General features: G+C 37.9%; 19 protein-coding genes. 17 read left to right on the top strand and 2 right to left on the bottom strand.

Going from position 1 to position 20770, the window contains the following annotated elements; genetic code table 11:
- Window positions 1-109: 109 nt before the first annotated feature.
- Complete coding sequence (dnaE, locus tag ACQKMI_RS03265) at window positions 110-3193, top strand: DNA polymerase III subunit alpha (protein ID WP_427487212.1); 3084 nt, start codon at window positions 110-112, stop codon at window positions 3191-3193.
- A 116-nt stretch (window positions 3194-3309) separates the two neighbouring features.
- Here the strand turns inward: dnaE and ACQKMI_RS03260 are convergent, their stop codons facing one another.
- On the bottom strand, window positions 3310-3579 hold the full coding sequence (locus ACQKMI_RS03260) for a hypothetical protein (RefSeq protein ID WP_427487211.1): 270 nt from the start codon (window positions 3577-3579) through the stop codon (window positions 3310-3312).
- A 229-nt stretch (window positions 3580-3808) separates the two neighbouring features.
- On the opposite strand from ACQKMI_RS03260, the gene ACQKMI_RS03255 reads away from it, so the two are divergent.
- From ACQKMI_RS03255 to ACQKMI_RS03230, 6 genes are all read left to right on the top strand, one after another.
- Complete coding sequence (locus ACQKMI_RS03255; RefSeq protein WP_427487210.1) at window positions 3809-4450, top strand: FadR/GntR family transcriptional regulator; 642 nt, start codon at window positions 3809-3811, stop codon at window positions 4448-4450.
- 21 nt (window positions 4451-4471) lie between these two features.
- On the top strand, window positions 4472-5320 hold the full coding sequence (accD, locus tag ACQKMI_RS03250; RefSeq protein ID WP_427487208.1) for an acetyl-CoA carboxylase, carboxyltransferase subunit beta: 849 nt from the start codon (window positions 4472-4474) through the stop codon (window positions 5318-5320).
- The gene (locus tag ACQKMI_RS03245; protein WP_427487206.1) at window positions 5313-6269 is read left to right on the top strand and encodes an acetyl-CoA carboxylase carboxyltransferase subunit alpha; all 957 of its coding nucleotides are present in this window, start codon (window positions 5313-5315) and stop codon (window positions 6267-6269) included. The genes accD and ACQKMI_RS03245 overlap by 8 nt, the downstream gene beginning before the upstream one ends.
- 286 nt (window positions 6270-6555) lie before the next feature.
- On the top strand, window positions 6556-7515 hold the full coding sequence (pfkA, locus tag ACQKMI_RS03240; RefSeq protein WP_427487205.1) for a 6-phosphofructokinase: 960 nt from the start codon (window positions 6556-6558) through the stop codon (window positions 7513-7515).
- A 28-nt stretch (window positions 7516-7543) separates the two neighbouring features.
- Window positions 7544-9304, top strand: a complete 1761-nt coding sequence (pyk, locus tag ACQKMI_RS03235; protein ID WP_427487203.1) for a pyruvate kinase — start codon at window positions 7544-7546, stop codon at window positions 9302-9304.
- A 482-nt stretch (window positions 9305-9786) separates the two neighbouring features.
- Entirely contained in the window at window positions 9787-10176 is a 390-nt protein-coding gene (locus ACQKMI_RS03230) for an FxsA family protein (protein WP_427487201.1), read from the top strand.
- On the opposite strand, the gene ACQKMI_RS03225 is transcribed toward ACQKMI_RS03230, so the two are convergent.
- Window positions 10160-11089 carry an AI-2E family transporter gene (locus ACQKMI_RS03225; RefSeq protein WP_427487342.1) on the bottom strand — a complete coding sequence of 310 codons (930 nt, stop codon included), beginning with the start codon at window positions 11087-11089 and terminating at the stop codon, window positions 10160-10162. The genes ACQKMI_RS03230 and ACQKMI_RS03225 overlap by 17 nt on opposite strands.
- A 71-nt stretch (window positions 11090-11160) precedes the next feature.
- Here ACQKMI_RS03225 and ACQKMI_RS03220 point away from each other — a divergent pair, with 71 nt between their 5' ends.
- The 10 genes from ACQKMI_RS03220 (at window position 11161) to pnpS (ending at window position 20437) form a co-directional block, all read left to right on the top strand.
- The gene (locus ACQKMI_RS03220) at window positions 11161-11319 is read left to right on the top strand and encodes a hypothetical protein (RefSeq protein WP_427487200.1); all 159 of its coding nucleotides are present in this window, start codon (window positions 11161-11163) and stop codon (window positions 11317-11319) included.
- 59 nt (window positions 11320-11378) lie between these two features.
- Window positions 11379-12494 carry a citrate synthase gene (gene citZ / locus ACQKMI_RS03215; protein ID WP_427487199.1) on the top strand — a complete coding sequence of 372 codons (1116 nt, stop codon included), beginning with the start codon at window positions 11379-11381 and terminating at the stop codon, window positions 12492-12494.
- A gap of 80 nt (window positions 12495-12574) precedes the next feature.
- Entirely contained in the window at window positions 12575-13837 is a 1263-nt protein-coding gene (gene icd / locus ACQKMI_RS03210; RefSeq protein WP_427487197.1) for an NADP-dependent isocitrate dehydrogenase, read from the top strand.
- Between the two features lie 174 nt (window positions 13838-14011).
- Entirely contained in the window at window positions 14012-14950 is a 939-nt protein-coding gene (gene mdh, locus ACQKMI_RS03205) for a malate dehydrogenase (RefSeq protein WP_427487195.1), read from the top strand.
- A 259-nt stretch (window positions 14951-15209) separates the two neighbouring features.
- On the top strand, window positions 15210-15713 hold the full coding sequence (locus ACQKMI_RS03200; RefSeq protein ID WP_427487193.1) for an RNA polymerase sigma factor: 504 nt from the start codon (window positions 15210-15212) through the stop codon (window positions 15711-15713).
- Complete coding sequence (locus ACQKMI_RS03195; protein WP_427487191.1) at window positions 15706-16704, top strand: anti sigma factor C-terminal domain-containing protein; 999 nt, start codon at window positions 15706-15708, stop codon at window positions 16702-16704. Before ACQKMI_RS03200 ends, ACQKMI_RS03195 begins: the two co-directional genes overlap by 8 nt.
- A gap of 167 nt (window positions 16705-16871) precedes the next feature.
- Window positions 16872-17267: a hypothetical protein gene (locus tag ACQKMI_RS03190; RefSeq protein WP_427487189.1), complete on the top strand. Its 396-nt coding sequence runs from the start codon at window positions 16872-16874 to the stop codon at window positions 17265-17267.
- Window positions 17268-17695: 428 nt separating this feature from the next.
- Window positions 17696-18136: a MaoC/PaaZ C-terminal domain-containing protein gene (locus ACQKMI_RS03185; RefSeq protein ID WP_323649193.1), complete on the top strand. Its 441-nt coding sequence runs from the start codon at window positions 17696-17698 to the stop codon at window positions 18134-18136.
- 52 nt (window positions 18137-18188) lie between these two features.
- Complete coding sequence (locus ACQKMI_RS03180; RefSeq protein WP_427487187.1) at window positions 18189-18905, top strand: response regulator transcription factor; 717 nt, start codon at window positions 18189-18191, stop codon at window positions 18903-18905.
- On the top strand, window positions 18902-20437 hold the full coding sequence (gene pnpS, locus ACQKMI_RS03175; protein ID WP_427487185.1) for a two-component system histidine kinase PnpS: 1536 nt from the start codon (window positions 18902-18904) through the stop codon (window positions 20435-20437). Before ACQKMI_RS03180 ends, pnpS begins: the two co-directional genes overlap by 4 nt.
- The last annotated feature ends 333 nt before the right edge of the window (window positions 20438-20770 follow it).

Below are 20770 nucleotides of genomic sequence, written 5' to 3'. Positions count from 1 at the left end.
CCAATATTTGGATACAACTTGTAAACTTAAGAGAATAAGAACGTGCTTCTGCCATAATCATAAAGCTTGAAAATAACATTTTTCAATACCTAGAAAGGGAGGGATTCATTTGACACATGTATACACGAAAATGCATACGAGTGCGGATTTATTGCAAAGTACGATTCGGCTTGAACAATTGATCCCTTTTTTACAAGAGCAAAATACTCAGGCCTGTGCAATCGTCAATTCAAAATTGTACGGGCTTTTGCCTTTTTGTAAAGCATTGCAGCAAGCGAATATTCATGCTGTATTAGGGCTCTCGATAAACGTACAGTGGCAAGATAGAAAGGTTCCACTTGTGCTATATGCTCAGACGCAAGAAGGTTACCAGCATCTTTTAAAGATTAGTAGTGCAGTTTCTATTAGAGAGGATGATGCGCTTCCGTGGAAATGGCTAGAAGGATATGCGGCCGGCTGTGTGGCGTTACTTTCTTCGGATGATTTAGTAGAAATTGAGGATTGGACAGAAGTAGTAAGTGCTTTAAACAGGGTATTTGGTAAGTATTTATTTATGGGTATAGCAAGACCAGCAGGAATGATAGCTGAAAAAGAAGAACCATTTGTTGCATGGTGTGAAACTATGAATATCACGCTGGTTGCCTCCCAAAGCTGTTATTTTTTACGCCCAGAAGATCATTTTGCCTTTGAGGTTGCAAGAGCAATAGATTCAGGTGAAAAGCTTACAGATACAATGCTATCAGCTCATTTACAAGGTTATTTCGCCCCAACAGAAGAGGAATGGCGAAATTGGTTTACGGATCATCCAGAATGGCTGGAGTCTAGTGCAATGATGCTAGCTAGTTGTACGGCAGAAATTCCTGAAATGCACGTACAAATGCCTAAATTTCCTGTGCCTACAGGTGAAACAGCCGAAAGCTTGCTTGTCAAAGAGACTTTTGCAGGATTGGCAGAACGATTAAAGCAAGTAGAGATTCCTCAAGTTTATAAGGAGCGACTTCAATACGAGCTTGAGATTATTTGTTCAATGGGCTTTGCGGATTATTTTTTAATTGTTGCAGATTTTATGCACTTTGCTAAAGAAAATCGTATTTTAACAGGTCCTGGTCGTGGATCATCAGCAAGTTCTCTTGTAGCTTATAGCTTATCTATTACGCAAGTAGATCCATTAGTTTACGGCTTATTATTTGAACGATTTTTAAACCCGGAACGTGTTACACTGCCAGATATCGATATCGACTTTGTCGACAGTAAAAGACAAAAAGTCATCCACTACGTCGCTCAGAAATATGGAAAGGCAAATGTAGCGCAAATTATTACGTTTGGCACTTTATCTGCAAAGGCAGTTGCCAGAGATGTTGCGCGTGTTTTTGGTTTTGACGCTGAAACGTTGGAGAAAATCTCAAAAATGATTCCAAATAAACCTGGAATAACATTGCAAAAAGCAGTGGCCGAATCGCAAGGCTTACAAGGATGGTTAGCTGAGGATGAAAAACATCGTCGCTGGTTTGAGGTGGCGTTAAAACTTGAAGGAGTGCCAAGGAATTCTTCCACTCATGCCGCAGGAATTGTGCTGTCACCTTCACCATTAGTTAATACGATACCGATTGAAGAAGGGCATGATGGAATATATTGTACGCAATGGCCGATGGGAGATGTAGAAGCCTGTGGACTTGTCAAAATGGATTTTTTAGGATTGCGCAACCTGACAATTTTAGAGCAAGTACGTTGGTCAATTTATAAAGCCGGTGGTCCTTGGGTAGAGTTTGAGCTTATACCGATGCAAGATGAAAAAACATTCCAACTTCTTCAAATAGGAGATACATTAGGGATTTTTCAATTAGAATCGGAAGGCATGAAGCAAGCTTTACGTGATATTCAACCAACCCATTTTTTAGATATAGTAGCAGTCAATGCGTTGTATCGCCCTGGTCCGATGGATTTTATTCCGATGTATGCTAGACGGAAAGCAGGAAGGGAATCGGTTACTATGCCTCATCCAGCATTAGAGCCCATTTTACGAGAGACATTTGGTGTCATAGTTTATCAAGAACAGATCATGCAAATTGCCTCGGTGATGGCTGGATTTACGATGGGACAAGCGGATTTATTGCGTCGAGCGGTAAGTAAGAAAAATCGTCAAGTATTAGAGGAGCAACGTACTGCATTTGTAGATGGAGCAATGAAGCAAGGCTTTGACGTCCATGTGGCGGAAGAAGTGTATGCATTAATTGTACGTTTTGCAGACTATGGTTTCCCTAAAAGCCATGCTGTCGCATATAGCGTTATTTCCTACCAAATGGCCTATTTAAAGGCACATTTCCCGCAAAGTTTTTATACTGCGTTATTATCAAATGCAACAGGAAATGTGGAAAAAATTCTGCAGCTTGAGAATGAGGCAAAAGAGAAAGGGATTTCATTTTTTCCTCCATCATTAAAACAAAGTACAAAATATTTTACTGTTGAGAAGGATGGAATTCGCTATAGCTTATCCGGAATAAAGGGTGTCCCCTATACATTTATAGAAAAAGTATACGCCTTACGCCAAGCGAAGCCGGAAGCATTGGATAATTTATTTGACTTGGCAGTTGCATTAAGTGCACAGCATTTTAAACCAAAAGTAATGGAGTCTTTAATTTTCGCAGGGGCTCTCGATTATTTAGATAAAGATCGTGCTGTACTGATAGCAACATTGGAGGCAGCTTTGAAGCATGCAGAATTGCTAAGACCGACTGAGGATATTGATATTGAATCGACTACTACCTTTAGCTTTGGCAAGCCAAAGTATATGGAAGTGGAAGCGATGCCACAAAAGGAAAAATTGCTACATGAAAAGGAAAGTCTTGGTTTTTATATATCAGCCCATCCGGTCACAGAGGAAAGAACTTTTTGGAATGAAGTAAATAGTACGTGCCGAGAGTTAAAACAAGCGCGTGACGGAACATATGTAAAAATGATTGGCATGATAGAAGAAGTAAAAAAAATACGCACAAAAAAAGGTGAGCAAATGGCCTTTGTTCAGCTTCAGGATGAGTTTGGAACGGTATCTGTAACTTTATTCCCACAGGTTTTTCATCTTGTTCAAGAGCTGTTACTCGAAGATGAATTGCTTTATATTGAGGGGACACTTGAAAAGCGCTTTGGTAGACCTCAAGTGAAAGTAAAACATGCGCAAGCGACGAAAAGAATATGAAATTGAAGAAAATTTTAGAAACTGCATAAATTTTTTATGCAGTTTTTTCTTTACTTTTTAACAGTTATTTTGTAAGCTATAATCAATGTTCAAAAGTGGCCAGACCACTTTTATCTTCATTCAGTAGAAAACTCCATTTCTGCTAATGTTGTAACGAAAGTGGATATAGTTCCTTTTCCAAATAGAACTGAAATAGAAGAACTCAGTCTAAGAACGCCACGTCCTGTGGCAAAGACTGAGTGACCAACATTGTGCTGTTGTTGCTGACGCTTCGCTTTCGCACAGTTAAAACCGTGTTGCTGACGCTTCGCTTTCGCACAGACAAAACAAGTTGCTGCCGCTGCGTTAGCACTACGCTTTCGCGCAAAAGTCATCTGTTGGCCCAAAGCCTCCGGCGGATGTCACGGATTTTCAAAGGAATGAAAAAAGGATGTTAGCCTAAAACCTTCGCATCCTGCGAAAACGGCTAACTGACCTGCATCGGTAAAAACGCCACGTCCTGTGGCATTACCGAAATGACCGACATCGTGTCGGTCCTCGAGCAGGCCCGGGCACAATTCAAAATCCGGACGTAATTACGCCAAGGCGAAATTGATAGTAAGGAGAGTTGATCGTATGGATAAAAAAACGGAGCAAAAGAAAGTGTTTTTAGATATCGTCCAACAATTACGACAACTTATTAAAATGGAAGAAATACAAGCTGGAGAAAAACTACCTTCTGAACGAGTCCTTTCAGAGCGTCTAGGTGTCGGGCGATCCTCTGTGAGAGAGGCATTGCGAAGCTTAGAATTGTTAGGTCTTATTGAAACGAAACATGGGGGAGGTACGTTCCTAGCTTCCACACATAAGCATCAGCTCGTAGAAATACTGTCGATGTTTATATTAGAAGATGAAAAATCAAAAAAGGATGTCGAATTAACGCGACAAATTCATGAAAAGGAAGCCATTCGCGTAATAAGTTGTACAGAGACTCTGCGAACACTACCTGTGTGGGACAGTTTTTTTGTAAAGCTAGAGATAGAAGGTACGATTAATTGTCGAGATGTATTACGAGAAATAATCATCACGGCGGGAAATCGTCTTTCACTAAAAGTCTGGTTTCAGTTAGCAGCTTATGATGGTGACCGTTTAAATCGAAACTCAACAGAAGAAGAAAAATTAATCATTCAAACTATGTTGAAATCGATGCAGCTTGGCTATGAAAAAGAAGCATTACAAGCTTACGAGCAGTGGATGAAGACTGTACAAAGCATGTAGACAACAAAGGGGGAGACGAACATGGCAATACGCAGCATATTTAGCAAAAAGAAAGAGGATGGACAAGAAAAGGGATTTCCAGAAGGACTTATGACAAAATGTCCAGAATGCCGTCATATACAATTAACGAAGGAATTAGAAAAAAATCATAAAGTCTGTACAAAATGTGACCATCATTTCAAAATGACTGCACAGGAGCGCGTAGTATGTTTTTTAGATGAAGGTTCTTTTGTTTCAATGGACGATCATTTACAAACAAGTAATCCACTTAATTTCCCTGCTTATGTTGAAAAAATTTCAGCGGACCAACAAAAAACGGGATTAAACGAAGCTGTACTGACAGGATTGGGAACCCTTGATGGAGAAGAAATTGTTGTAGCAATTATGGATTCTCATTTCCGTATGGGGTCAATGGGCTCCGTTGTCGGAGAAAAAATCACAAGCGCCGTAGAAAAAGCTACGGAATTAGGAGTACCGTTTATTATCTTTACTGCAAGTGGTGGGGCGCGCATGCAAGAAGGCGTACTATCATTAATGCAAATGGCGAAAACGAGTGTGGCTTTAAAACGTCATAGTGATCACGGGCTATTATTTATTTCAATACTAACGCATCCTACAACAGGTGGTGTTTCTGCAAGCTTTGCCTCTGTTGGAGATATTAATATTGCGGAACCACAAGCATTAATTGGCTTTGCTGGTCGTCGTGTAATCGAAGAAACAGTTAGAGAAAAACTACCAAATGATTTCCAAACAGCAGAATTTTTATTAGCGCATGGTCAGCTTGATGCAATCTTCCATCGAAAAGATTTACGAAACCAAGTAGCAGTGCTTGTAAAAATGCATACAAAAGGAGGCGTGCAACATGTCTAAAAATTTAGCTTTTGAAGAACCAGTAGTACAATTACGTGAAAAAATTGATGAATTAAAAACGATTGCTACCGAGGCAGATGTAGATATGACAGGCGAAATTGAAAAGCTTGAAACACGTCTAACACAGCTAGAACAATCTATATATGCAAATATGAAGCCATGGGATCGTGTACAGGTTGCTAGACACCCAGAACGACCAACAACTTTACAATATATAGAAGCTATGTGTGAAAACTTTATTGAGTTACATGGAGATCGTACGTTTGGTGATGATGCGGCTATTCTTGGAGGAATTGCTTTTTTTGAGGGACAGCCGATAACAATTATTGGACACCAACGCGGAAAATCTACAAAGGAAAACATTCGTCGGAATTTTGGTATGCCACACCCTGAAGGATATCGTAAGGCTTTACGCTTAATGAAACAGGCTGAAAAGTTTAAGCGCCCAATTATTTGTTTTATTGATACGAAAGGTGCCTATCCAGGTAAGGCAGCCGAGGAGCGCGGTCAAAGTGAAGCGATTGCTAGAAACCTCGTCGAAATGGCGGGCTTAACAGTACCGGTTATATCAATCGTTATTGGGGAAGGTGGAAGTGGCGGTGCACTTGCACTAGGTGTAGCAAATCGTGTCTTTATGTTAGAGAACTCGACGTACTCTGTTATCTCGCCGGAAGGGGCAGCGTCGATTTTATGGCGTGATGGTAGCCTTGCGAAGCAAGCGGCAGAAGCAATGCGTATAACAGCACCTGACTTAAAAGAGCTTGGCGTTATTGATGGAATTATCCCTGAAATAACAGGTGGAGCTCATCGCAATGTAGCGAAGCAAGCACTTTATTTAAAAGAGTGTATAAGCGACACACTAAAAGTATTGAATGCTTTAAATGGCGAACAATTAATTGAAGACCGTTATGAGAAATTCAGAAAGATTGGACAATATACAGAAGCTTAAATTCATTTTTAGGTTTTTGGGCATGTGAATTTGCTCGTAAAGAGATAAAAATTGTTTCGTCAATAAATAAATAACCTAATGATGGAAGAATAAATAATGAGAAAAATATTACCAAACATTTCATTAAAGTGTTAGATTTAGGATATTTTTAAATAGAAAGAGTGTGTGAAAGCGCATTCTTTTTATTTTTTATGTAAAAGTTATGTTTTTGTAGTACCAGAACCCTTACATAGTTTGTTTTTTCATGTTAATGTGAATAATAATAGTATCTGCAGGAGGTTCGACAATGAAAAAAATTGCCGTATTAACAAGTGGTGGAGATGCGCCAGGTATGAATGCAGCTATTCGTGCAGTCGTTCGAAAGGCAGCATATCATGGAATTGATGTTGTCGGAATTAAGCACGGCTATGATGGCTTAATAAAAGGAAGTATGGAAAATCTTGATTTAGGTTCAGTAGGTGGCATTATTCAACGTGGTGGTACACATTTAAATTCTGCAAGATGTCCTGAATTTAAAGAAGACGCTGTTCAGCAGCGAGGCATTGACAATATGCGTGAAGCTGGCATTGAAGGACTAGTCGTTATCGGCGGAGATGGTTCGTACCGTGGAGCTATGGATTTAGTGAAAAAAGGCTTTCCTGTTGTTGGCGTACCAGGAACCATTGATAATGACGTACCAGGAACCGAGTATACGATAGGATTTGATACTGCGCTAAATACGGTCGTGGAATCCATTGATAAAATCCGCGATACAGCAACTTCCCATGAAAATTCCTTTATCGTTGAGGTAATGGGGCGAGATGCAGGAGACATTGCTTTATGGGCGGGTCTTGCAGCCGGTGCTGAAACAGTTTTAATTCCAGAAGAAGATTATAATTTGGATGATATTGTGGCACGCTTAGATCGTGGTGCAGCGCGTGGCAAAAAACATAACATTATTATTGTCGCTGAAGGTGTCATGTCTGGTAATGAATTGGCAAAACTATTGTATGAAAAAACAGGAAAAGAGACGCGTGTTTCTGTTCTTGGACATATCCAACGTGGTGGTTCACCTACTGCGCGTGATCGTGTTCTAGCAAGTCAATTCGGTGCACATGCAGTTGAATTGCTAATGGAAGGAAAGTCTGGCAGGGCGGTAGGTATCCGTAATCATCAAGTGATTGACTATGATATGCCTGAGGCTTTCGAAAAAAATCATGAGGCAGATGTAAGCTTATATACTTTAATGAAAGAACTATCAATATAAATTGGAATAAAAACGGAGTGGGCAGAAAATGAGAAAAACAAAAATCGTATGTACAATTGGTCCAGCAAGTGAGACACCAGAAATTTTAGAAAAACTAATTGAAGCAGGTATGAATGTTGCCCGCTTAAACTTTTCGCATGGTTCCCATGAGGAGCATGAAGTACGTATTAATTTAATTCGCGAAGTAGCACAGAAATTAGGTAAACCAGTTGGGATTTTGCTGGACACAAAAGGTCCTGAAATTCGTACACACAATATGAAAAACGGAGAATTGCATTTAGCAGCAGGGCAAGTCATTGATATTTCAATGACAGAAGTTGAAGGAACAGAAACTAGCTTCTCTGTAACGTACGATCGTTTAATCGAGGATGTTGAGCAAAACTCCATTATTTTATTAGATGATGGACTTATTCAACTACGTGTATTAGCAAAAGATATGGAAAAAGGTCTTATTCATACGATTGTTGAAAATGCAGGTGTTTTAAAAAATAAAAAGGGTGTTAACGTGCCGGGCGTTTCTGTACAACTTCCTGGAATTACAGAAAAAGATGCACAGGACATTCTATTCGGTATTAAGCAAGGTGTTGATTTTATTGCAGCCTCGTTCGTTCGTCGAGCAAAGGATGTACTCGAAATTCGTGAATTACTTGAACAAAATGGTGGTAACCACATTCAAATTATCCCGAAAATCGAGAATCAAGAGGGTGTCGATAATATCGATGAAATCATCTTAGTTTCAGATGGATTAATGGTAGCACGTGGTGACCTTGGTGTAGAAATCCCAGCGGAAGAAGTACCACTTGTACAAAAGAAATTAATTTTAAAATGTAATCAAGTAGGTAAACCGGTTATTACGGCTACACAAATGCTAGATTCGATGCAGCGTAATCCACGTCCGACACGAGCAGAGGCTAGTGACGTAGCAAACGCAATTATCGATGGTACAGATGCAATTATGCTTTCTGGTGAAACTGCAGCAGGGCTTTATCCAGTAGAGTCCGTACAAACAATGAATAAAATCGCAGAGCGTACAGAAAATTCATTAGACTATAAGGCCATCGTCTCTACACGTAGTCGTGAAAAAGAGGCAAACATGACGGAGGCGATTTCTCAGGCAGTAGCATACACTTCGATTAACTTAGGTGTAAAGGCAGTACTTGCGCCAACAGAAAGTGGTAATACAGCTAGAATGATTGCGAAATATCGCCCTGGTGTACAAATTGTCGCTGTAACGGGTTCGGCCAATACAGCTCACGCATTAACACTAGTTTGGGGTGTATTCCCAGTTGTTTGTCAACGTGTTACGACAACAGATGAAATTTTAGAGCTAGCTGTTGATGAAAGCTTGAAACATGGCTTTGTAACGCATGGTGATGCAGTTGTCATTACTGCAGGTGTACCAGTAGGTGAAGCAGGTACTACTAACTTAATGAAGGTACACATCATCGGAGATTTATTAGCTCGTGGTCAAGGTATCGGTAAAGCTTCGGTAGTAGGTAAAACAGTTGTTGCTAAAAATGCAGCAGAGGCACTGGCTTATGATACAGAAGGATGTATTATAGTAACGGTTGGTTCAGATCGTGATATGATGCCAGCACTTGAAAATTGTATTGGTCTTATTACAGAAGAGGGCGGGCTTACAAGTCATGCAGCAGTTGTAGGACTAAGCCTTGGTATCCCTGTTATCGTCGGAGTAAAAGAAGCCACTACTTTGATTCGCCACGGTCAAGAAATTACAATGGATGCCGAAACGGGAGTTATTTACAAAGGGCATGCAAGTGTTCTTTAATCTATAATAAAAAAGCTCTAGTGCAAATTATTGTACTAGAGCTTTTCTTATAAAGATGAAGTAAATAGTATTTTTCGGCTTATCATCGAAATATAGAGATGACATTTTGTTAAAACATATGTCATGTGTATAAGTTGAGGCTGGGTGACTCCTCGGGGATCAGCGATATAGAGGAACGAAGGCTAAAAGCATCACGTCCTGTGATAACGCCTTCGTGACCAACATCTTGTTGGCCCGAGACCCTGCAGCGAAGCGAAGCGGCTCATCGGACGCCCCCAGGAAAGCACCCAGCCGGAACGGAAATCAACCACACGTTATGGCTAATTTTGCCTAGTTAATCGTTACCTCATGGAATGAGAATTTACTATAAAAAGAATAATGTCGTTTTCTCTTTAATAGGGTTCATTAATTTTTTAATGAAACTTAATGGGTTATAATAACGTATATAAGGTATAGCGTTTTTAGCTAGAAAGGAGAAAAATATGAGAAAAATTTTTCTTGGTTTCATTGTCTATGCATTAGCCGAGTTGGCGTTATTAATAGTAATTGGTCAAAATATTGGTATTTTAAATACATTACTTCTTATAGTCGCTACGAGTATTATAGGTATTTATGTAGTGAAAAATAAAGGTATGAATTCTGTGCAAAAGGTTAAAAATACGATAGCACGAGGAGAGGCTCCAGGGCCAGCATTAGTTAACACAGTTTTAAATTTCAGTGGTGGTGTACTTCTAGTATTACCAGGTTTTATAACAGATCTTGTTGGTTTATTATTGCTGCTGCCTTTTTCTCGTAAAATGTTTCAACCAATCTTTTATTATTGGATGCGAAAAAAAATGAAAAAAGGTCAATTTATCATCGTTCAAAAATAGAATTTTCCTTTAGTTTAACAGCCAAAAATAAAAAGATGGGGCTAAGTAAAATTCCGTAAAAACCAAATAATAAAATAGAGGCAGCACTGATGAAAAAGGTGTGGAAAGTCCGTAATTGTAATGTGTTTGACCAAAGCATGGAATCAGCTAGCTGCCTTGTTAATTGAACGAAGAGATACAAAAGTAAAATAGCTACACATAAAAAGGTATTGCCTTTTAAGTAAAAATAAATGCTCATGGGTACAAGGAATACTCCAATCCCAAAGAATGGAAGTACATCTGCAAATGCTACTATAAAAGCTTTGATGATGGCTTGTTCAAATTGGAGAATCATGAATCCAGCACAAAGAATGAGCAGTGTAATCGTGAACAGCTGAAACTCCACATACAAAAAGTAATGAAATAGCTGCATAATTTTAGAAAAATGCGATTGCCACTCATTGCGAAATTTTTTGGGCACATATTGAAAAAACCAATACCGGGATTTGCGAGTTTCCAATAGGGCGAAATAGTAAGCGACAAGGAATATAAATACTTCAATTACATGTTTCATGAATAGTTGGAAAATATTAGCCATGTATAAAAAGATTGAATCGAAAATAGAAAGCGATTTTTCCTTTAAAACTTGGATAAACATTGATTCATATTCGTTGAAAAGTGGGAAATTTTGTAGTGTTTCTCGGATTTCAGGGAAGACAAGAATAATGCTGTTTATAGAAATGATAACGAGAAGGAAAATGCAAGTTAGAATAAGTGCTTCCACGATAATTGCTGCAAGCCAATAGGCAATCCTGCAATAAGAATTAAGAAATTTTATGATAGGATACGTAGAAAAAGACAAAAAAATCGCGAGAGATACGGGTAATACGAACCATAATATTACTAAGTAAAATATAAAAAACAAAACACTCATAGTTCTTTCGTATGAAAAATATTTAATATTCCTCATTTTTACAAATTCACCCCGTTTCAATTGATAAATGAATGTCAAAACGTGAAAAAGAATCTCTTTCAGGCGTATATATAATCGCTCGTGCACCTTTTTCTTTATTCGGAGGTTTTTCATTCACAAAGCTGTCAAAAATGATTATAATAGCAATTGTAAGCGATTTACTTAATGGTTCATATGAGCAAAAAACGTAAATGCGACCTAATAAATGCATTTACAACTAAAAAATATAAATATGAGGGAGCGATAATTTATGTCAGCAACTAAAGGTTTAGAAGGTATCGTAGCAGCGGAATCTAAAATCAGTTCAATTATCGATGACACACTTACATATGTTGGTTACAACATTGATGATTTAGCAGAGAATGCGTCATTCGAAGAGGTAATTTATTTATTATGGCATACTCGTTTACCAAAAGCAGACGAGCTAGCTGAATTAAAACAACAATTGGCAGACAACATGTCTATTCCGCAAGCAATTGTAGACCAATTCAAAACATACCCACTTTCAACTGTACATCCAATGGCTGCACTACGTACTGCAGTATCTTTACTTGGTGTATTCGATGAAGAAGCGGATGTTATGGATACAGAAGCTAACTATCGTAAAGCTATCCGTTTACAAGCTAAAATTGCTACAGTAGTAACTGCATTTGCACGTGTTCGTAAAGGTTTAGAGCCAATTGCTCCAAAACCAGAATTAGGATATGCTGCAAACTTCTTATACATGCTTAAAGGTGAAGAGCCAGCGGCAATCGAAGTTGAAGCATTCGACAAAGCGTTAGTATTACATGCTGACCACGAATTAAATGCATCTACATTCACTGCACGTGTATGTGTAGCTACATTATCAGATGTTTATTCTGGTGTAACTTCAGCTATCGGTGCATTAAAAGGACCACTTCATGGTGGTGCAAATGAGCAAGTTATGAAAATGTTAACTGAAATCGGCTCACTTGAAAACGTTGAATCTTATATTCAAAATAAATTAGATAACAAAGAAAAAATCATGGGCTTCGGTCACCGCGTATACCGTAAAGGCGACCCACGTGCACCACACTTACGTGTAATGTCACAAAAATTAACTGAGCTTACTGGTAAACCAGAGCTTTATGAAATGTCAGTTAAAATCCATGACATGATCGTAGAACAAAAGAAATTACCTGCAAACGTAGACTTCTTCTCTGCGTCAGTGTATGATTCTTTAGGTATTGATCATGACCTATTTACACCAATTTTCGCAGTATCACGTACTTCTGGTTGGGTAGCTCATATTCTAGAGCAATATGCTAACAACCGCCTAATCCGTCCACGTGCAGAGTATGTTGGACCAGGTATGCAAAAATATGTTCCAATCAGCGAGCGCTAATTTGGAAAATATGCTAGAATATTTGGGACTGTGTTACCTATAACACAGTCCTATGATTATGAATTTAGGAGGCAACATCCATGTCAAACAAAATTGTAGTTGAAAATGGCGTACTTAATGTACCAAACAATCCAGTGATTCCTTTCATCGAAGGTGACGGAATCGGTCCTGATATTTGGGCTGCAGCATCACGAGTAATCGACGCAGCAGTAGAAAAAGCTTACAACGGTGAAAAGAAAATCGAATGGTTAGAAGTTTTAGCTGGTGAAAAAGCATTCAACCAAACTGGTGAATGGTTACCACAAGAAACTTTAGACAAAATTAACGAATACCTAATCGCAATCAAAGGTCCTCTTACTACTCCAATCGGTGGTGGTATCCGCTCTCTAAACGTAGCATTACGTCAACAGCTTGACCTATATGTATGCTTACGTCCAGTACGTCACTTTGATGGAGTACCTTCTCCAGTTAAACGTCCAGAAGACGTTGATATGGTTATCTTCCGCGAAAACACAGAAGACATCTACGCTGGTATCGAATTCGAATCTGGCTCTGAACAAGCAAAAAAAATCATCAACTTCTTACAAACTGAATTTGGTGTTAACCAAATCCGCTTCCCAGAAACTTCTGGTATCGGTGTAAAACCTGTATCTAAAGAAGGTACTGAGCGTTTAGTACGTTCTGCTATCGAATATGCTATTACTCATAAACGCCCATCTGTTACTTTAGTACACAAAGGTAACATCATGAAATTCACTGAAGGTGGATTCAAAAAATGGGGTTATGAATTAGCTGAAAAAGAATTTGCTGATCAAACATTCACTTGGAACCAATATGATGCTATTAAAGCTGAACAAGGTGAAGAAGCAGCGAACAAAGCACAAGCTGACGCTTTAGCAGCTGGTAAAATCTTAGTTAAAGATTCTATCGCTGACATCTTCTTACAACAAATCTTAACTCGTCCAAATGAGTTCGACGTAGTTGCTACAATGAACTTAAACGGTGACTATATCTCTGACGCATTAGCTGCTCAAGTTGGTGGTATCGGTATCGCTCCAGGCGCAAACATTAACTATGTAACTGGACACGCGATCTTCGAAGCTACTCACGGTACAGCTCCAAAATATGCTGGTCAAGATAAAGTAAACCCATCTTCAGTATTACTTTCAGGCGTATTAATGCTTGAGCACTTAGGATGGCAAGAAGCAGCTGACATGGTTACTAAATCTGTAGAGAAAACAATCTCTTCTAAAGTTGTAACTTACGACTTCGCTCGTTTAATGGACGGCGCTACAGAAGTAAAATGTTCAGAATTCGCTACTGAATTAATCAAAAACCTATAATTTCTATTTTAAATAGAAATTTTAGTTAAAGCGGAAGTATATTCTGCCGATATAATTAGGGTGAAATGTAAATTTAATAAAATATTTACGATGAACTTGTTTAATCGAGGGAGGAGAATTTATTCTCCTCCTTTTTTTAAAATATAAAACCTAATTTTAAAGGAGCGTATTCGAATGTCTCTGAAACGAAAAAAAATCTCAGTAATCGGTAGCGGTTTTACAGGCGCTACTGCAGCATTTTTAGCAGCTCAAAAAGAACTTGGTGATGTAGTGTTAGTGGATATCCCTCAAGCTGAAAACCCAACAAAAGGTAAAGCTCTTGATATGTGGGAAGCTGCACCAGTGCAAGGTTATGATTCTTATGTTAAAGGAACTTCTAATTATGCGGATACTGCAGATTCTGATGTAGTAATTATCACTGCTGGTGTTGCTCGTAAGCCAGGTATGAGCCGTGACGATCTTGTTCAAATTAACCAAGATGTGATGAAAGCTGTTTCCAAGGAAATTGCTAGATACTCACCAAATGCAACAATCCTCGTACTTACAAACCCAGTTGATGCAATGACTTACACAGTGTTCAAAGAAACTGGTTTCCCAAAAAATCGTGTAATAGGTCAATCAGGTGTACTCGATACGGCTCGTTTCTGTGCGTTTGTAGCTGAAGAACTTAATATCTCAGTAAAAGACATCACAGGTTTTGTTTTAGGTGGACATGGTGATACAATGGTGCCACTAACTCGCTACTCATTCGCTGGTGGTATTCCATTAGAATCATTAATCCCAGCAGATCGTCTTGAAGAGATTGTTGACCGAACACGTAAAGGTGGCGCTGAAATCGTTAACCTTCTTGGTAATGGTTCTGCATATTATGCTCCTTCAGCGGCGCTTATTGAGATGGCGGAAGCTATCATTAAAGACCAAAAACGTATACTTCCATCTATTGCATACTTAGAAGGCGAATATGGCTACAATGATTTATACCTAGGTGTTCCGACATTATTAGGTGCAAATGGTGTAGAAAAAATCTTTGAACTTGAATTAACAGACAATGAAAAAGCAGCTTTAGATAAATCGGCAGAAGCAGTCCGCGATGTTATGAAAGTTTTAGCTTAATAAAAGTTTATGAAATCGAGTAGGATTCATTCCTACTCGATTTTTTTTTTTGAGTATTTAAGTATCAAAAAGTAGGGCAAATAATGCGACAAAATAAGATGTTCTTACAAAATACGGGATACCGGAAAATAGAGATGAGTAGCATAAGTTCCCTTCTTTTTTGTATTTTTTTGGTAAACAAAATAATTTATGAGGGATTTTTTATAATATGTAAACTTTTCTTAGAGTTCTGCGTTGTATAGGCAGAAGGGAGGTAGTCATGGCCAAGCAATCAATGAATGAATTTTTGCAGCAAGCAGGGACCATATTATACCGTTATTTGAGAAAACGTGGATTAGCCCATGAGGATGCAGAGGATATCGTACAAGATACATGTTATAAATTTTTATTACATAAAAATGGAATTCAATCAGACAAAGTAATGAGTTGGTTATATCGTGTGGCCACCAATCAGTTTTATGATCTCAAGAGAAAAGAAAAGCGCCATCCAACAACCGAATTTGATGAAGTTCAATTGACAGTATTGATTAACATGCCTGAGATTCAGGTCCTAAAAAAAGAAAAATTACAGGACATCCGAGACACGCTTGAAACGCTATCCACCTTGCATCAGGAATTATTAGTCCTGAAATATGAGCTGGGATTATCGTACAAAGAAATTTCAGCCCTCATGAATAAGAATGAAAACACACTAAAAACGCATGTCAGACGTGCTAGGGAAGAATTTACTGAACGATTTAAGGAGGACACTGATTATGAATAAAGAACAAAATAATTTTTTATTTGATGAAAAACAGACGAAAAAAATAATGAGAAAGGCGAAGTTTTGGTCAACGATAAAAATTATCGGAATATCGATTATCGTTACGCCAATTGTTCTAGTAGCAGTATGGTACAATCTCAGGAATTTATCATTAAATAGTGCCGTGGAAGTAATGGATGATATTTGGTTCTATAACCAAATTAGTTCCCCAAATGTTCAAATTAGCAAACAGATGTTTGATGATAATTTGTTCGGAGGGAAAATAAAAGCAACAACATATAAGGTACTTGGAGATAAGAATAGACCTTATATTTGGGAACCTCTCGAAAGTGATTACAATCTATTCGGAACTATTTCACATGATTACATTTCGGACACAATCCAAATAGAATGTTCAGAATCACTAGCAGAATCAAATCAAATTGAACATTTTAATGAATACACTGGCGATAGAGAAATGTTTTTTTATCATCCTAAGATTTCATACGATGTTTATAAAGACAGTATCAGTGAACTCAATCAATTGGAAGAAAATACTTTAGTAGAACTAGCAATATCTTTTGATAATGCATATAGCTTTGACGACATTAAAAGCAAGTTACCTTCTAATGTGCAAGTAGATTGGTGGTGGGTAGATACCTTTACAGGGGAAGGATTGAATTTTATGAAGCAAAGCCAAGGTACTATTGGAGCTAAATCTCCGTTCATTTATGGATTTCAATCAGAGCAATCAAAACCAAAAGTACGACGTTCTCCAAGCGGGGTTGACACCTTTATTTCAAACATTGAGTATCTTCGAGGAAGGAAGAACTTTCAGTGGGAAATAAACCAAGTTTATCAATCTTTAATCGGGAAAAATGGAACCCTGGATAGTAGTGATGTGAAAATTATTGGGGCCGTAGTATCTGGCACGCCAAAGCAATTGGAGTCATTACAAGGACAAACATACATTAAAGCATCTACATTTGGGGTAATATCTAATCGAAAATAGGGGACTTGAAAGGCCATAAGGTAGCTTTCCTATAAAAAAGACATTCAACAATTGAGTGAAACGGGGCTTTACTGAGTAGAGCCTTTTATTACATAAACAGAAGGAGTAGTTTACTTCAATAGCGAAATTTAAATAAAATACATGCTTTAAATACGAGGGGGGGTGTAATGAATGCTCAAAAGCTATTGATACCTTTGTTTTTATTTTTTCTTTTAGCTGGTTGCGGTTTAGAAACAAAAACACTTCCTGAATTTTATGAGGACGAGCTTGAAGATGTAACTAAAATTAAAATAATTGATGGAAGTACAGGATATAAAAAAGTCATCAATGATAAAAATATTATTGATCATTTTTTAAGCGAAATAAAGGACATTCAGTTTATACCAGAAGAAAACCAAGACGATAAGAGTGGGTTCACATATTCTATTGCATTTTACCGAGATGAAGAAATTACTTTTTCATTTTCTTTAAATGAAGTAAATGGTCATTACTATTATACAGAGCCAGATATTCATTCAATTATTGATGACTTCTATAAAAATCTTAAAGTTGAAGAGGAATAAGTCCTTACAAATCTTATTCAACAAACAAGTGCTTTAAATAACAATTACGAGGTAGCCATCTCATATGAGGTGGTTTCTTTTATTTTGGATGGTGCCATTGCTTAAGAGTTGAGGAGACAATTTGTTAAAACGTTTGCTAAGTAAATAAGTTGATCTTCATTTCTGCTGAACGCCCCCAGGATATCGCCAAGTTGGAACAGGAATCAACCCAAGTTACGGTAAAAAACTGTAATTAATTTCGCCTTGGCGTAAAGGTAGCTGCCCTTTGTTTTCATTGTAGAAAACATTTATTGCTGCCGCTACGTTGCACTACGCTTTCGCACAGAAAACATTTGCTAAAGATAAAATGGTTATTCTGCTTTTCGTTGTACTTTTGGAATAAAATTGATACTATGAAGGTATATGATAGAAAAGGGGTTGGCGTATTATTGCTTCAAAAAAACAGTAAGCTTGGTCTCACTATTGATGAAATTACAGTTGGCGAGAAGATTCATATAACCGAAAAGATAGAAGATAAGGATTTATTGCTTTATTTAGGTCTTACGAATGATAATAATCCACTTTATATTCAACATGATTATGCTGCAATGACACCTTTTCAAAAGCCAATCGTACCAACAATCATGTTAAATGGCATTATTACTTCAGCTGTGTCAAAGTATATTCCTGGACCAGGTGCACGAATTATTGAGCAACATATAAAATATTTAGGACCGCTCTATCATTATGAATTATTTGATACTCTTTTAGAGGTAACAGAAGTAAATAAATTACAAAATACGATTACTGTATCTGTACACTCATATAATGAGCAAAAGCAGCTTGTCATTGAAGGTACTTTACTGGTGACACCACCACTTACTTTATAGACGTCTTGAGATTTGAAATGGGGGTTTCAAATCACTAACGGAGGCATTACACATGACAAAAACGATTTTAGTAGTTGAAGATGAATTTTCTATTGCGACATTATTGAAATATAATTTAGAGCAGGCTGGATATGTTGTAGAAACAGCTGCAGATGGTCAAGAGGGTCTTGATAAGGCAATTGACTTACAGCCAGATTTAATTTTATTAGATTTGATGCTTCCAAGACTTGATGGTATGGAGGTTTGTAAGCAAATTCGTCAACAACGTATGAATACACCTATTATTATGCTAACAGCAAAGGATGACGAGTTCGATAAAGTACTTGGTCTAGAGCTAGGGGCAGATGATTATATGACGAAACCCTTTAGTCCACGCGAAGTGTTAGCGCGGGTAAAGGCTGTTTTAAGACGTTTTACACAAAACGTAGTGGCTGAAGATAGGAATGGGCCACAAGAGAAAATGTATGAATTTGGACAATTACGTGTCTTTCCAGAGCGTTTTGAAGTGTTTTTACAAGATGAAGCACTGGAATTTACACCAAAGGAATTTGAGCTACTCATTTATTTACTTGAAAATAAAAACCGTGTTTTAACGCGTGATCAGCTATTAAGTGCTGTATGGAAGTATGATTTTGCTGGCGATACTCGAATTGTGGATGTGCATATAAGCCACCTTCGCGATAAAATCGAGGAAAATAGCCGTAAGCCGATATTCATCAAAACAATTCGCGGCCTTGGCTATAAATTCGAGGAGCCGAAAACGACATGAAATCAATGAGCAACCGCTTATTCTTGACATTCATGCTATTGCTTGGAACGATATTAGCTGTCCTAATGATTGTAATAGGTCAGCTTTTTCCTGTTTATATAGAACAGTACAACGAGCAGGCTAGTGTAGAGATGCAAGAATCTACTAACCAAATATTAGATGAACGAAAGATTGAACTATCTAAGGAAGATAAAGAGGCGCTATATGCTGCGCAAAACATTGAGACTAAAGATTCTCTATTATCGACTGTTCATGCACGACTTTATGTAGTGCTAGCGATTCTATTTATCATAGCGCTTATGTTGATGGCTATTGTAAGTCGCTATATGATTCGAAATTTCACTGCACCTATTGATAACGTGACAGATACAGCACTTGAGTTGGCGAAGGGAAATTATCGTGCTCGTGCCCATGAAAATGAGCATGCACGCATGATGCCGCTTAGTCACTCCATCAATATTTTAGCGCGTAATTTACAGGATATAACGACGATTCGCGAGGTAGAAGAGGAAAGGCTTAAAACGTTAATTGAAAACATGGGAAGCTCCCTCATGATGATTGGACGTGAGGGAAATATATCTATCGTGAACCGTGTATTTTTAGAGCGTTTCGGTATGCAAATTGACGATGTACAAGGGAAAGTTTTTCGTACAATAGGCTTACCTAAATCATTAGAGCAATTTATCGACCATGTGTTTCTAACAGAAATGCCTTATCGACAACAAATTAAAATGGAGGTCCAACAGGAGCTATATAATAAGGAAGTGTACGGAGCACCTGTTATAGGAGATCATGGTCGATGGCTTGGTGTCGTTATCGTTATGCATGATATTACGGAGCTTGTTCGTTTAGAGCAAATTCGTAAGGACTTTGTAGCAAACGTATCCCATGAATTGCGTACACCTATTACATCTATTAAAGGCTTTTCTGAAACATTACTGGATGGTGCGTATAAGGATGAAAAAATGCTCCTATCTTTTTTAGAGATCATTTATAAAGAAAGTAACCGTCTGCAGATGCTTATCCAGGATTTATTAGAGTTATCGAAAATTGAACAGCATGGTTTTACCGTTAATATTATGCCGATGGGCTTGCAAGATGTCCTTATACGTGGGGCAGAGCTGACAGGACCTCGTCTAGATGAGAAAAATATGAGCTTTTATGTTGATATAGAACGTGATGTTCAAGTTATGGGTGACGCTAATCGTATTATTCAAATTGTCACTAATTTAATTACCAATGCCATTACGTACTCTCCAGAAAATACAACCGTTACGATTCGATTAAAGGAAAATGAAACGCACGGCATTCTTGAAATAGAAGACCAAGGTATAGGGATTGAAAAGCATGAAATTGCTCGTGTCTTTGAGCGTTTTTACCGTGTGGATCGTGCGCGAAGTAGGAATTCTGGGGGGACAGGTTTAGGGCTTGCTATTGTGAAGCACCTAGTAGAGGCGCATCATGGTCGCATTCAGGTAGAAAGTGAAGTTGGTGTAGGGACAAAAATGATTGTCATGATTCCGAAAAATTAACGAATTCTTTACAATAGCACAATTTTAAATTCACAATGGGGTCGTATACTTGTCAGTAGAAACCCCCTATATAATTGTTAAGACTTTAAAATAGCCTAAAAAATCTTTATATATAATAAGAAGATTTTTTAATTGTGTTGATTAGTTATCGCCAATAGGAAGAATCTATTACCAAACTTTTTGGTAATAGATTCTTTTTCTGTTTTACACGTAACGCAAATAGGTGTAAAGTATAGTAGCATAATGTTCAACTAATAAGTAGCGATACTAGTTAGATGAACAAATCAGGCTTATATGGTCAGTACTTATTTAGAAGAGATCTATATTCTGACC

The sequence above is a fragment of the Lysinibacillus sp. NPDC097214 genome (genome assembly GCF_050277945.1).
GTDB lineage: Bacteria > Bacillota > Bacilli > Bacillales_A > Planococcaceae > Lysinibacillus > Lysinibacillus xylanilyticus_B.
The sequence above is the reverse complement of the archived record's forward strand: the minus strand, read 5'-3'. Positions and strand labels throughout refer to the sequence as shown.

Bases quoted from the DNA above. Each gene is read 5' to 3' on its own strand.
- ACQKMI_RS03245 (WP_427487206.1), top strand. From the start codon at position 5,313: ATGTCTAAAAATTTAGCTTTTGAAGAACCAGTAGTACAATTACGTGAA.
- icd (WP_427487197.1), top strand. From the start codon at position 12,575: ATGTCAAACAAAATTGTAGTTGAAAATGGCGTACTTAATGTACCAAAC.
- mdh (WP_427487195.1), top strand. From the start codon at position 14,012: ATGTCTCTGAAACGAAAAAAAATCTCAGTAATCGGTAGCGGTTTTACA.
- citZ (WP_427487199.1), top strand. From the start codon at position 11,379: ATGTCAGCAACTAAAGGTTTAGAAGGTATCGTAGCAGCGGAATCTAAA.
- ACQKMI_RS03230 (WP_427487201.1), top strand. From the start codon at position 9,787: ATGAGAAAAATTTTTCTTGGTTTCATTGTCTATGCATTAGCCGAGTTG.
- ACQKMI_RS03180 (WP_427487187.1), top strand. From the start codon at position 18,189: ATGACAAAAACGATTTTAGTAGTTGAAGATGAATTTTCTATTGCGACA.
- pfkA (WP_427487205.1), top strand. From the start codon at position 6,556: ATGAAAAAAATTGCCGTATTAACAAGTGGTGGAGATGCGCCAGGTATG.
- ACQKMI_RS03190 (WP_427487189.1), top strand. From the start codon at position 16,872: ATGAATGCTCAAAAGCTATTGATACCTTTGTTTTTATTTTTTCTTTTA.
- ACQKMI_RS03255 (WP_427487210.1), top strand. From the start codon at position 3,809: ATGGATAAAAAAACGGAGCAAAAGAAAGTGTTTTTAGATATCGTCCAA.
- accD (WP_427487208.1), top strand. From the start codon at position 4,472: ATGGCAATACGCAGCATATTTAGCAAAAAGAAAGAGGATGGACAAGAA.
- ACQKMI_RS03200 (WP_427487193.1), top strand. From the start codon at position 15,210: ATGGCCAAGCAATCAATGAATGAATTTTTGCAGCAAGCAGGGACCATA.
- pyk (WP_427487203.1), top strand. From the start codon at position 7,544: ATGAGAAAAACAAAAATCGTATGTACAATTGGTCCAGCAAGTGAGACA.
- ACQKMI_RS03220 (WP_427487200.1), top strand. From the start codon at position 11,161: ATGTCAAAACGTGAAAAAGAATCTCTTTCAGGCGTATATATAATCGCT.
- ACQKMI_RS03195 (WP_427487191.1), top strand. From the start codon at position 15,706: ATGAATAAAGAACAAAATAATTTTTTATTTGATGAAAAACAGACGAAA.
- ACQKMI_RS03225 (WP_427487342.1), bottom strand. From the start codon at position 11,089: ATGAGTGTTTTGTTTTTTATATTTTACTTAGTAATATTATGGTTCGTA.
- pnpS (WP_427487185.1), top strand. From the start codon at position 18,902: ATGAAATCAATGAGCAACCGCTTATTCTTGACATTCATGCTATTGCTT.